The following is a 12,415-nucleotide window of genomic DNA, read 5'->3' as shown; positions in this document are numbered from 1 at the left end:
GCGGCCGCTCTGGCAGGCTCCCTCTGCTCGATCGTGATCGAACGCGTGTTCGTTCTTCGAAGACAGAGGGGTGGGTCCTCATGAAGCCTGCGCAACTCCGCCGACTCGGCGCCGCCGTCGCCGTCGCACTGACGGCGGGTCTGTTCGCCGCACCGGCCGCCGTCGCCGACACCGACGTGACCGCTCCCCGGGTCGCCGTCTCCTCGGCCGACTTCCCGGCCGCGGGCTCCGGTTCCACCGCGGCCAAGTACGCGGGCGAGACCGGCACCTTCCTGCTCACCGGCACCGACCCCGCCCCCGCGGGCGGCACGTCCTCCGGCGTCGCCTGCTTCCGGTACGCGCTGAACACCACCGTCGGGGTGTCCGGCGGCTGCGGCGACGGCGCGCTCGGGGCCGGCCCCGACGGCACCGCCACCCTCGCCCTGCGGGTCCTGCGGTGGGGCACCAACACGCTCACGGTCCGGGCCGTCGACAACGCGGGCAACACGAGCGCGCCGACGGTGCACACCTTCTACGCCCCCTGGGACCCGCGCCCCAGGCCGAGCGCCCCGGGCGACGTGGACGGCGACGCCGTCCCGGACATCCTGCTCCCGGACACTGCGGGCAACCTGCAGATCATCAACGGCCGGGCGAACGACACCACCCCGACGTCCGTGATCCCGGCCGGCCTGGCCCCGGGTGCCAAGGACTGGAACAAGTACCGGGTACTGCACCGGGGCTGGACCATGGCCCCGGCCGACGACCTGATCGTCCGGGAGAACGGCACCGGCACCGTCCACAGCCTGCAGAACCAGTACGGCACCGGGGACTTCTCCGACTCGGGCTCGACGATGGTCTCCTGGCCGGACTGCGTCGACGTCTTCGACTGCCCGCCGGACTACGGCACCGACTGGCAGGACGCCCAGCAGCAGGTGCTGCTCGGTGCGGTGAACGGCGCCGACCAGTCCCGTCCGGCGATGCTCACGCTGCAGAACGGCGACCTCTGGGCTGCGGACGCCGGGGCGAACGCGTACTGGTTCGACGCCCGGCGGCTGACCACCGGCGGCCTGTGGACCGGCTACGACCTGGTCGCCCCCGGCCCCGACGCCGCCGGGAACCTCGCCCTGTGGGCGCGCGAGCGGGCCACCGGCGCCCTGCACGTGTACGCGCTCCCGAAGCAGGCCGACGGCACCGTCGACTTCTCCGCCCTGGCCGACCCGACGGCGGGCGTGGCCGCCACCGGCTTCACCGTCGACGCCTACCCCACCCTCGACAGCCAGGGCGACCTCGACGGGGACGGCACCGCCGACCTGTGGGCCGTCACCGCCGACCGGCACCTGCTGACCTACCGCGGCCTCGCGGACCCGAAGGACCTCGGCCTCCTGCGCTGAGCAACGCGAAGGCCCCCGTCCGGAGCGGACGGGGGCCTTCGGCGTGGGGCCCTGGATCAGAAGCGGCGGGTGACCAGCGCGCGCTTCACTTCCTGGATCGCCTTGGTGACCTCGATGCCGCGGGGGCAGGCCTCGGAGCAGTTGAAGGTGGTCCGGCAGCGCCAGACGCCCTCACGGTCGTTGAGGATCTCCAGCCGCTGCTCCCCGCCCTCGTCGCGCGAGTCGAAGATGAAGCGGTGGGCGTTGACGATCGCGGCCGGGCCGAAGTACTGGCCGTCGTTCCAGAACACCGGGCAGGACGACGTGCACGCGGCGCACAGGATGCACTTGGTGGTGTCGTCGAAGCGCTCGCGGTCCTCGGCGGACTGCAGGCGCTCGCGGGTCGGCTCGTTCCCCTTGGTGATGAGGAACGGCATGACGTCCTTGTACGCCTGGAAGAACGGGTCCATGTCCACGATCAGGTCCTTGAGGACGGTCAGGCCCTTGATGGCCTCGATCGTGATCGGCTTCTCCGGGTTGACGTCCTTGAGCAGGGTCTTGCACGCCAGCCGGTTGCGGCCGTTGATCCGCATGGCGTCGGAGCCGCAGATGCCGTGGGCACAGGAACGGCGGTAGGTGAGGGTGCCGTCCTGCTCCCACTTGATCTTGTTGAGCGCGTCCAGGACGCGCTCCTTCGGGTCCATCTCCAGCTGGTAGTCGACCCACACCGGGTCCGGGTGCTCCTCCGGGTTGAACCGGCGGATCCGGACGGTGACGGTGATCAGCTTCGTACCGCCGGCCTCGGCCGCGTCCAGAGCGGCCGAGTGCTTCTCCATGGTCGGAGTGCTCATCAGTACTTACGCTCCATCGGCTGGTAGCGGGTCGTGACGACCGGCTTGTAGTCGAGGCGGATGGAGGTGCTGCCGTCGGCGGCGACCTCCTGGTACGCCATGGTGTGCTGCATGAACTTCACGTCGTCACGGGTCGGGAAGTCCTCGCGGTAGTGACCGCCGCGCGACTCCTCGCGGGCGAGCGCGGAGACGGCCAGGACCTCGGCCAGGTCGAGCAGGTTGCCCAGCTCGATGGCCTCCAGCAGGTCCGTGTTGTAACGGAAGCCCTTGTCCTGGATCGAGACGTTCTTGTAGCGCTCCTTCAGCGCGGCGATGTCCTCGACCGCCTGCTTCAGGGTGGCACCGGTGCGGTACACCATCGCGTTGGCGTCCATGGACTCCTGGAGCTCCGCGCGGATCCGCGCCACGGACTCGGTGCCGGTGGACTCGCGGAGCGAGTCGACCAGGTTCTGGACCAGCTGCTCCGGGTTCTCCGGCAGCGGCACGAAGTCGTTGGCGTCGGCGAAGCCCGCGGCGGCGAGGCCGGCGCGACGGCCGAAGACGTTGATGTCCAGCAGCGAGTTGGTGCCCAGACGGTTGGCGCCGTGCACCGACACGCAGGCGACCTCGCCGGCCGCGTACAGGCCCGGGACGACGTCGGTGTTGTTGCGCAGCACCTCACCCTCGACGTTGGTCGGGATGCCGCCCATGGCGTAGTGCGCGGTGGGCTGGATCGGGATCGGGTCCGTGTAGGGCTCGATGCCGAGGTAGGTGCGGGCGAACTCGGTGATGTCCGGGAGCTTGGCGTCCAGCTGCTCCGGCGGCAGGTGGGTCAGGTCCAGGTAGACGTGGTCGCCGTCCGGACCGCAGCCCCGGCCCTCGCGGATCTCGGTGTAGATCGCGCGGGAGCAGACGTCACGGGACGCGAGGTCCTTCATGACGGGGGCGTAGCGCTCCATGAAGCGCTCGCCGTCCTTGTTGCGCAGGATGCCGCCCTCGCCGCGGGCGCCCTCGGTGAGCAGGATGCCCATCCGCCAGATGCCCGTCGGGTGGAACTGGAAGAACTCCATGTCCTCCAGCGGCAGGCCGCGGCGGTAGGCCACCGCCTGGCCGTCACCGGTGAGGGTGTGGGCGTTCGAGGAGACCTTGAACATCTTGCCGGTGCCGCCGGAGGCGAACACGACGGCCTTGGCCTGGAAGACGTGGATCTCGCCGGTGGCCAGCTCGTAGGCGACGACGCCGGCCGTGCGGCCCTCGTTGATCAGCAGGTCCAGGACGTAGAACTCGTTGAAGAACTCGACGCCGTGCTTGACGCAGTTCTGGAACAGCGTCTGGAGGATCATGTGACCGGTGCGGTCGGCCGCGTAGCAGGAACGGCGGACCGGGGCCTCGCCGTGGTTGCGGGAGTGGCCGCCGAAGCGGCGCTGGTCGATCCGGCCCTGCTCGGTGCGGGAGAAGGGCAGACCCATCTTCTCCAGGTCGAGGACCGCGTCGATGGCCTCCTTGCACATGATCTCGGCGGCGTCCTGGTCGACCAGGTAGTCACCACCCTTGACCGTGTCGAAGGTGTGCCACTCCCAGTTGTCCTCCTCGACGTTGGCCAGGGCGGCGCACATGCCGCCCTGGGCCGCGCCGGTGTGGGACCGGGTCGGGTAGAGCTTGGTCAGGACCGCGGTGCGGCTGCGCTGCGTCGACTCGATGGCGGCGCGCATCCCGGCGCCGCCGGCGCCGACGATGACGGTGTCGTACTGGTGAATCTGCATGGGGGGTTAACTCGCCTCTGGCCTCTGCCGATGTCCGATGTGGATGCTGTCGGCTCAGATGTTGGGATCGAAGGTGAAGATCACCAGGGTGCCGAGCAGCACGGTGAAGACCGTGGCGGTACCCATGAGGCCCTTCAGCCAGAGCCGGGTGGAGTCCTTCTCGGCGTAGTCGTTGATGACCTGACGCATGCCGTTGGCGCCGTGCAGCATGGCGAGCCAGAGCATGGTGAGGTCCCAGACCTGCCAGAACGGCGAGGCCCAGCGGCCGGCCACGAAGGCGAAGCCGATCTTGGAGACGCCGCCGTCGAGCACCAGCATGATCAGCAGGTGGCCGAGGATCAGCACCACGAGGACGATGCCGGACAGGCGCATGAAGAGCCAGGCCAGCATCTCGAAGTTGGTACGGGTGCGGCGCGGGGTCTTCTTCGACCGCTGCCTGGCCGGTTCGATCACGAACGCGTCGGCCGGGTTGCCGGTGCCGAGACCCTTGGCGGTGTGCGCCTGGGCGGAGGGGACCACCACAGCGTCGGAGATTTCCGTGGACATGTCTCAGATCACTTCCCGAACCAGGAGGTCAGCGTGTGCTGCAGGATCGGGTAGAAGGCGCCCGCCATGAGGACGACCCAGACTCCGACCACGGTCCAGAGCATCTGCTTCTGGTACTTCGGGCCCTTGGACCAGAAGTCGACGGCGACGACGCGCAGTCCGTTCAGGGCGTGGAACAGGATGGCGGCCACCAGGCCGTACTCCATCAGGTTCACGAGGGGCGTCTTGTACGTCTGAATGACGGTGTCGTACGCCTCGGGCGACACCCGCACCAGTGCGGTGTCCAGGACATGGGCGAACAGGAAGAAGAAGATGAGGACGCCGGTGACTCGATGAGCCACCCAGCTCCACATGCCTTCCCGGCCGCGGTACAGCGTTCCAGCCGGCACGGAAAAACCCTCCGGAAGCGATTGGGGGCTCGGCCGGCTTCGGTGTCGGTCAGCCCGGCCGGGTACGGTCCACCGGCCGCGAGCATCCTATCGACGCCTTGTCGGGAACCGCCTCCGGGGGTCCGAGGTGTGATCAATCAGGCACGACTGGCCTAGTCGGACGGGAACCCGGGCATCGATCGCTACGCAGGGTGACTACATGGGTGCTCCGCGTCGCGCTACGGTGGCCCACCCGTTCGCCGCCGACACCCCGCCGAGGCCCCCGTGCCGCACCGCGCCCCGCGTCCCGCCCGCACCCCGCGTCCGTCCCGCCTTCCCGTCCCGCTGCTGGTCGGGGCGCTGCTGCTCGCCGCCGGCTGCGCCGCCCCGGCGGGCGGCTCGGCCGACCGGGCCGCCGCCGCCCCGGCCCGGGAGCTGTCCGCCGCCGAACTGCGCGCCGCCGCGGTCACCGACGCCGAACTGGGGCCCGGCTTCACCGTCACCGTGATCGCCCCCGGCCACGGCGAGACCGGCCCGGACGGCGGCCGGGAGACCGCCGACAAGCCGGTCTGCCAGCCGCTGCTGGACGCGGTGGCGCCGGCGGCGGGCCCGGCGAAGGCCGCCCGGGCCTCCGCCTCCCCGGCGCCGGTGTCGGCGGTGCCGTACGCGGAGACCGATCTGAGCGTGGCCCTGGCCGCCGACCCCTCGGGGAGCCTGTACGGCGGACTGCTCGGCTACCGGGGCGACCGGGCGGCCCGGCTGCAGGCGGAACTGGAGGGACTGTTCGGTCCGTGCGCGGAGTTCTCCTCGACCGCGCCGCCGCCCCCGGCGGACCGGAGCCGGGGAGCGACCCGGACCGGGCACCGGCTGAGCCGGAACGACACGCCCACGCCCGAGGGAGCCGACGCGGCGACGGGTTTCACCCTGACGAATGAATCCGGTGCGGTGGTGCTCGCGCAGCGTGCGGTCCTGGCGCGGGTCGGACCGGCCCTGGTGGTGTTCAGCACGGTGGGTGTCGGCGCCGAGCCGGCCCCGGTGCCGGACGAGCGGGTCGTCCGGCGTCAGGTGGCCAAGCTGCGCGCGGCCCAGAAGGGCTGAGCCACGGAAGGGCCGAGCCACGGAAGAGCTGAAGCCCCGGGCGCCGAGGGCGCCCGGGGCGGGGATCAGCGGGCCCCGGCCCCCGAATGGGTGGCGACCAGGTGCTCCAGCCGGGTGAGGGCGATCCGGCGCAGCTCGTCGGCGGCGACCAGGCGCTCCTCGTCGGGATCGTTGGCGAGACGGGTGCGGATCGAGCTGAGCACGGCGTCGAGCATCTCCTCGGGGTCGATGCCCTCCAGGCAGACCACGAAGACATGGCCGAACCGTGCCTCGTAGGCGGCGTGGGCCGCCCGCAGCGCGGTGTGCGCCGCCTGGCTGCCGGGTGCGCGCATGCCGAGGAGCGGTTGCGGCATCCAGCTCTCGTCCGCCAGCGCCTCGGCCAGGTCGGCCGGACGCAGGTCGTACGAAGCCTCGCTGGCGGCGGCGCGCAGGGACTCTATGTCGGGGTAGGGCCGGTGGGCGGTGAGCCGGAGGGCCCACCGGTGGCTGCCGCAGCAGGCGAGCAGGGCTTCCTCCGCGGCTCCGGCGTCGGCCTCGTTGAAACGGTGCAACCCGAGGAGGGTCGGCTCGTCCCTGGGGTCGAGCCTCGGTGACGGAATGTCGCTGGCCAGCGGGTCCTCCTCGTGAGGGCGGGAAGGGGCCGGTGAAGTGGCGGTGACGGCAAGTGAAGTATCAGGCTGCGGAACGGCGTCCAACGCCCGCCCGGCAGCGGCTCAACGGTAGTTGAGCCGTCATCAGTTGGGGAGGGCGCACGCGGATTTCATCCGAACGAGCTATCAAGTTGTGACGTTGACACCTTCGTGTCAGCGCCCTCCCCTTCTTCGTCTGCTACGCCGCCCCGCCTCCGGTGCGGCTCCCGCCGCCGCTCCCGTCGCCCGGTGCCGGGTCAGAGCTCGCGGTGGACCTTGTGGTTGGCGGCCTGGGCGCGGGGGCGGACCACCAGGAGGTCGATGTTGACGTGCGGGGGCCGGGTGACGGCCCAGGCGACGGTGTCGGCGATGTCCTCGGAGTCGAGGGGCTCGGCGACACCGGCGTACACGGCGGCGGCCTTCTCCTCGTCGCCGCGGAAGCGGGTCACCGCGAAGCCCTCGGACTTCACCATGCCCGGGGCGATCTCGATCACCCGGATCGGCTCCCCGCACAGCTCCAGCCGGAGCGTCGCGGCGATGGTGTGCGCGGCGTGCTTGGCCGCGACGTAGCCGCCGCCGCCCTCGTACGCGGCGAGCGCGGCGGTGGACGACATGACCAGGACGGTGCCGTCGCCGCTCGCCCGCAGGGCCGGCAGCAGCGCCTGGGTCATGTGCAGCACGCCGAGCACGTTGACCTGGTACATGGCGAGCCAGTCGGCCGGGTCGCCGTGCTCCACGGTCTCCGCGCCGATCGCGCCGCCGGCGTTGTTCACCAGGACGTCCACCCGGCCGAGCCCGGCCGCGAAGGCGTCCACGGCGGCCCGGTCGGTGACGTCCAGGGTGTGGGCGCGGCCCCCGATCTCCTTGGCCAGCGCCTCGATCCGGTCGGTCCGGCGGGCGGTCAGCACCACCTCGAAGCCCTCGGCGGCGAGCCGGCGGGCGGTCGCCGCGCCGATCCCACTGCTCGCACCGGTGACGACGGCCACCTTCTGCTCGGTCATTGCCACTCCTGGGATAGCCCGGTCGGTTCGGCCGATCATCTCAAGACCGCCGAGGAGCGGCGCAGGGGCGGGGCCCCGGAGGGCCGGTCGAACACTTTGAGCCATGATTCGAACGGCCGGGGGCCGGGTGCCGCCGCCCGGAGCGTTCGCGAACCGCCCGGCCGGGAGCGGCGTTACCGCCGCCGCCGATGGTCGTTGCACTGGGCAGGCACCATGGGGAAGGCGGCTGAAACAAGATGTCATACCCACCGGCGCGGCCGGTATGCGCCCATCCGGGCAGTGATTTTCGGGAAGTCAGGCCAAATCCCCCCAACGGGCCTACCCTTGTTGAGATGAACCGTCGTGAGTCCGCCCAGTCGGCCGTCACCCTCACCGCTGCACGCCCCGCCGCCGGTCTCCGTGACCGGGTACGCGAGCTGGAGCCCGAGCTGATCGCCTTCCGGCGGGACCTGCACCGGCACCCGGAGCTGGGCCGCCAGGAGTTCCGTACCACCGGCCGGCTGCGCGACCGTCTGGTCGCCGCCGGCCTCGCCCCCCGGATCCTCCCGGGCGGCACCGGAATGCTCGTCGACATCGTTCCCGAGTCCGCCCCGCGCGGGGCCGAGTTCCTCGCCTTCCGCGCCGACATCGACGCCCTGCCGATCGACGACGCCAAGACCGATGTGCCCTACCGGTCGAGCGTCCCCGGCCGGGCCCACGCCTGCGGCCACGACGTGCACACCTCGGTACTGCTCGGCACCGCGCTGGTGCTCGCCGAGGCGGCCCGGAGCGGGGAGCTCCGCCGCCCGGTCCGGCTGGTGTTCCAGCCCGCCGAGGAGGTCATGCCCGGCGGCGCCCTGGACGTGATCGCGGCCGGCGGCATGGAGGGCGTCGGCCGGATCTTCGCCGTGCACTGCGACCCCAAGGTGGAGGCGGGCCGGATCGCCCTGCGGGTCGGGGCGATCACCTCGGCCTGCGACCGCCTGGTCCTGCACCTGGACGGCCCCGGCGGCCACACCGCGCGGCCGCACCTGACCACCGACCTGGTCACCGCGATCGCCAGGACCGCCGCCGAGCTGCCGGCCGCGCTGGCCCGCCGGATGGACCCGCGCTGGGGCGTCTCGCTGGTCTGGGGCCGGATCGCCGCCGGCTCCGCGCCCAATGTCATCCCGCAGCACGCCGAACTGGAGGGCACCGTCCGCTGCCTGGAGCTGGACGGCTGGCGGCAGGCGCCGGACCTGCTGCACGAGCTGATCGCCCGGCTCGCCGAGACCCACCGCGCCAAGTGGACGCTGGACTACCACCGGGGCGTGCCGCCGGTGGTCAACGAGGCGGGCTCGGTCGGCCTGTTGGAGGCCGCGATGACCGCGCGCTTCGGCGGGCCCGGGGCGACCGTGGTGGAGGACACCGAGCAGTCGCTCGGCGGGGAGGACTTCTCCTGGTACCTGGAGCACGCCCCCGGCGCGCTGGCCAGGCTCGGCGTCCGCACCCCCGGCGACACCGCCGTCCGGGACCTGCACCAGGGCCGCTTCGACGCGGACGAGCGGGCGATCGCGGTCGGGGTGGAGCTGTTCGCCGCACTGGCACTGGAGCCCGGGACGCCCTGACGGCACCGGCGCCCGGGAGGCCCTGACACACTCCCTCGTAACGACCTGAACCGGACACCCACAGAGGGTGTCCGGTTTGTCGCAATACCCCCTTTATTTCGGGTTACGTACACTGGGACGGGCCAGTTCCAATCACCCTCAGTGAAGGGGAAAGGAGTGTCGGGTGGACCGTGAGACCACGGTTTGATAACAACCCGAATGCTCCGGCGGCCCGTAACCCAACCGTGTTCTACGCGCGTTACGGTGGCGTCCGACCACGCTAAACGGGTGCGTGTGAGAAGGAGATATTCCCTTGCGCCGTTCTACCAAGCTCGCTGCGGTTGTGCTCTCGGGTTCCCTGGGCATCGCCTCGCTCGCCGCATGCGGCGCAAAGAGCAATGACACTTCCGCCTCCTCCGGCGCCTCCGACGGTGCGCTGAAGGTCGGTATGGCCTACGACATCGGCGGCCGTGGCGACCAGTCGTTCAACGACTCCGCCGCCCGCGGTCTCGACCAGGCCAAGTCCCAGCTCGGCGTCGCCGTCACCGAGGCCGACGCCAAGACCGGCGAGGCCGAGGCCGACAAGGAGACCCGTCTCAAGAACCTGGTGACCGCCGGTTACAACCCGGTCATCGCGGTCGGCTTCGTCTACCAGGCGGCCGTCGAGAAGGTCGCCAAGGAGAACCCGAACACCAAGTTCGCGATCATCGACTCGGCGTCGGACACCCAGCCGAGCAACGTCACCTCGCTGACGTTCTCCGAGCAGGAGGGCTCCTACCTCGCCGGTGTCGCCGCCGCCCTCAAGACGAAGACCAAGCACGTGGGCTTCATCGGCGGTGTGCAGACCGAGCTGATCAAGAAGTTCGAGGCCGGTTACCGCGCGGGCGTCAAGTCCGTCGACCCGAACATGCCGGTCGAGGTCACCTACCTGACCACCCCGCCGGACTTCTCCGGCTTCGCCGCCCCCGACAAGGGCAAGGAAGCCGCGCAGGGCCAGCTCGACAAGAAGGCCGACGTCGTCTACACCGCCGCCGGCTCCTCCGGCAACGGTGCGATCGAGGCCGCCGCCGGTGCCAACGCCCTGGCCATCGGTGTCGACTCCGACCAGGCCGCGCAGCCCGCCCTGGCGAAGTACAAGAACAGCATCATGACCTCGATGGTCAAGAACGTGGACAAGGCCGTTTTCGCCTACATCGAGTCCGCCAAGAAGGGCCAGGTCTTCACCGGTGTGAAGAACTTCGACCTCAAGTCCGACGGTGTCTCGCTCGCCACCACCGGTGGCAAGATCGACGACATCAAGAGCAAGCTCGACGAGGCCGCCGCCAGCATCAAGAACGGCGCCATCACCGTCCCGACCGACCCGTCCAAGATCTAAGGGTCCACGGTTCGACCGGACGTCGTTGCCGCTGCCGCCTGCCCGGCAGCGCGATGATGGACGCAACATCAGGGAGGGGCCCGGAAGGGTGCGCTCAGTGCGTACCCCCGGGCCCCGTCCCGTCCCCCCAGCCTTTTCGCTTTTGGCCCTCCAGCGCAACGACGCGCCTCCAGACCACCAGGAGATCGCCATCACCGCATCCGACCCCGCCCCGACCACGGGCGGCAACCCCAGCGCGGGGACGGCGACACCGGCCGTCGAACTGCGCGGCATCACCAAGCGCTTCCCCGGCGTCGTGGCCAACCACGACATCAACCTCACCGTCCGCACCGGCACCGTGCACGCCCTCATGGGCGAGAACGGTGCCGGCAAGTCGACGCTGATGAAGATCCTCTACGGCATGCAGAAGCCGGACGAGGGCACCATCGCGATCAACGGCGAGCTGTGCGAGTTCAACACCCCCGGCGAGGCCATCGCGCGCGGCATCGGCATGGTGCACCAGCACTTCATGCTCGCCGACAACCTCACCGTGTGGGAGAACGTCGTCCTCGGCGGCGAGCACCTGTACGGCATCGGCGGCAAGGCCAAGACGAAGATCAAGGAGATCTCCGACCAGTACGGCCTGGGCGTGCGCCCCGACGCCCTGGTCGAGGACCTCGGCGTGGCCGACCGCCAGCGGGTCGAGATCCTCAAGGTGCTCTACCGCGGCGCCAAGATCCTGATCCTCGACGAGCCCACCGCGGTGCTCGTCCCGCAGGAGGTCGACGCCCTGTTCGACAACCTGCGGGAGCTGAAGTCCGAGGGCGTCACCGTCATCTTCATCTCGCACAAGCTGCACGAGGTGCTCTCGGTGGCCGACGCGATCAGCGTCATCCGCCGCGGCACCACCGTCGGCGACGCGGACCCGAAGAGCGTCACGGCCCGCCAGCTCGCCGAGCTGATGGTCGGCGCCGAGCTCCCCTCCCCGGAGAGCCGCGAGTCCACCGTCACCACCGACGAGATGCTGCGCGTCGACGGCCTGCGGATCGCCAAGACCGACGCCGAGGGCATCGAGCGCGTCGTCCTGGACGACATCTCGCTGCGCATCCACAAGGGCGAGATCCTCGGCATCGCCGGTGTCGAGGGCAACGGCCAGGCCGAACTGGTCGAGGCCGTCATGGGGATGCTCCCGCTGGACGGCGGCACCGTCACCCTGGACGGCAAGGACCTCTCCGGTACCCTCACCCGGGCCCGCCGCGAGGCCGGCATCGGCTACATCCCCGAGGACCGCCACCGGCACGGCCTGCTGCTGGAAGCGCCGCTCTGGGAGAACCGGATGCTCGGCCACGTCACCGAGCGGCCCAACTCCAAGGGCGTGCTGCTCGACCCGGCCGGCGCCCGCAAGGACACCCAGCGGATCGTCGAGGAGTACGACGTCCGCACCCCCGGCATCGAGGTCACCGCGGCCTCCCTCTCCGGCGGCAACCAGCAGAAGCTGATCATCGGCCGCGAGATGAGCCACCAGCCCCGGCTGCTCATCGCCGCCCACCCCACCCGCGGTGTGGACGTCGGCGCCCAGGCGCAGATCTGGGAGCACATCCGGGTCGCCCAGCGGGCCGGCCTCGCCGTGCTGCTGATCTCGGCCGACCTGGACGAGCTGATCGGCCTCTCCGACACCATCCGGGTGATCTACCGGGGCCGGCTGGTCGCCGACGCCGACCCGGCCACCGTGACCGCCGAGGACCTCGGCACCGCGATGACCGGTGCCGCCCAGGGCCACATCGAGTCCGAGCCGGAAGCGGTCGCCGAGGCACAGGCCCTGGCGGCCGAGGGCACCGAGGCGCAGTCCGCGGCCCCGACCGACACCGCCCCCACCGACACCGCCGACGACCAGCAGGCGGGGGAGTAGCCA

Annotated in this window: 11 protein-coding genes; 5 read left to right on the top strand and 6 right to left on the bottom strand. The window is 71.0% G+C overall.

All coding sequences use genetic code 11. The features are described 5' to 3' along the window. Nucleotides 1-80: 80 nt before the first annotated feature. Nucleotides 81-1,370, top strand: a complete 1,290-nt coding sequence (locus tag OG715_RS18145) for a hypothetical protein (RefSeq protein ID WP_266269837.1) — start codon at nucleotides 81-83, stop codon at nucleotides 1,368-1,370. Nucleotides 1,371-1,426: 56 nt separating this feature from the next. On the opposite strand, the gene OG715_RS18140 is transcribed toward OG715_RS18145, so the two are convergent. Genes OG715_RS18140 through sdhC form a run of 4 tightly spaced genes read right to left on the bottom strand, consistent with a single transcriptional unit; the run spans nucleotide 1,427 to nucleotide 4,877 of the window. Then, nucleotides 1,427-2,200, bottom strand: a complete 774-nt coding sequence (locus OG715_RS18140; RefSeq protein ID WP_266269836.1) for a succinate dehydrogenase iron-sulfur subunit — start codon at nucleotides 2,198-2,200, stop codon at nucleotides 1,427-1,429. Then, nucleotides 2,200-3,942, bottom strand: coding sequence for a succinate dehydrogenase flavoprotein subunit (gene sdhA, locus OG715_RS18135; RefSeq protein WP_266269835.1), 1,743 nt, complete (start codon nucleotides 3,940-3,942; stop codon nucleotides 2,200-2,202). Before sdhA ends, OG715_RS18140 begins: the two co-directional genes overlap by 1 nt. 54 nt (nucleotides 3,943-3,996) lie before the next feature. After that, nucleotides 3,997-4,488: a succinate dehydrogenase hydrophobic membrane anchor subunit gene (locus tag OG715_RS18130; protein WP_266269834.1), complete on the bottom strand. Its 492-nt coding sequence runs from the start codon at nucleotides 4,486-4,488 to the stop codon at nucleotides 3,997-3,999. A gap of 8 nt (nucleotides 4,489-4,496) precedes the next feature. Further along, entirely contained in the window at nucleotides 4,497-4,877 is a 381-nt protein-coding gene (gene sdhC / locus OG715_RS18125) for a succinate dehydrogenase, cytochrome b556 subunit (RefSeq protein ID WP_037779669.1), read from the bottom strand. 264 nt (nucleotides 4,878-5,141) lie between these two features. Between sdhC and OG715_RS18120 the strand changes: the two genes are divergently transcribed. Continuing rightward, on the top strand, nucleotides 5,142-5,954 hold the full coding sequence (locus OG715_RS18120; RefSeq protein WP_266269832.1) for a hypothetical protein: 813 nt from the start codon (nucleotides 5,142-5,144) through the stop codon (nucleotides 5,952-5,954). Between the two features lie 65 nt (nucleotides 5,955-6,019). On the opposite strand, the gene OG715_RS18115 is transcribed toward OG715_RS18120, so the two are convergent. Beyond that, the gene (locus OG715_RS18115) at nucleotides 6,020-6,565 is read right to left on the bottom strand and encodes a 2-oxo-4-hydroxy-4-carboxy-5-ureidoimidazoline decarboxylase (RefSeq protein WP_045937742.1); all 546 of its coding nucleotides are present in this window, start codon (nucleotides 6,563-6,565) and stop codon (nucleotides 6,020-6,022) included. A gap of 275 nt (nucleotides 6,566-6,840) precedes the next feature. Continuing rightward, the gene (locus OG715_RS18110; RefSeq protein ID WP_043468366.1) at nucleotides 6,841-7,584 is read right to left on the bottom strand and encodes an SDR family oxidoreductase; all 744 of its coding nucleotides are present in this window, start codon (nucleotides 7,582-7,584) and stop codon (nucleotides 6,841-6,843) included. Nucleotides 7,585-7,916: 332 nt separating this feature from the next. Here OG715_RS18110 and OG715_RS18105 point away from each other — a divergent pair, with 332 nt between their 5' ends. The 3 genes from OG715_RS18105 (at nucleotide 7,917) to OG715_RS18095 (ending at nucleotide 12,412) form a co-directional block, all read left to right on the top strand. Further along, nucleotides 7,917-9,170 carry an amidohydrolase gene (locus tag OG715_RS18105; RefSeq protein ID WP_266269831.1) on the top strand — a complete coding sequence of 418 codons (1,254 nt, stop codon included), beginning with the start codon at nucleotides 7,917-7,919 and terminating at the stop codon, nucleotides 9,168-9,170. A 292-nt stretch (nucleotides 9,171-9,462) separates the two neighbouring features. Then, a complete protein-coding gene (locus OG715_RS18100; protein WP_266269829.1) occupies nucleotides 9,463-10,524 on the top strand; it encodes a BMP family lipoprotein in 1,062 nt (353 codons plus the stop codon). 97 nt (nucleotides 10,525-10,621) lie between these two features. Then, the gene (locus OG715_RS18095; protein WP_407660992.1) at nucleotides 10,622-12,412 is read left to right on the top strand and encodes an ABC transporter ATP-binding protein; all 1,791 of its coding nucleotides are present in this window, start codon (nucleotides 10,622-10,624) and stop codon (nucleotides 12,410-12,412) included. Nucleotides 12,413-12,415 lie beyond the last annotated feature (3 nt).

The sequence above is a fragment of the Kitasatospora purpeofusca genome (genome assembly GCF_036010405.1).
Classification (GTDB): Bacteria; Actinomycetota; Actinomycetes; order Streptomycetales; family Streptomycetaceae; genus Kitasatospora; species Kitasatospora purpeofusca.
The sequence above is the reverse complement of the archived record's forward strand: the minus strand, read 5'-3'. Positions and strand labels throughout refer to the sequence as shown.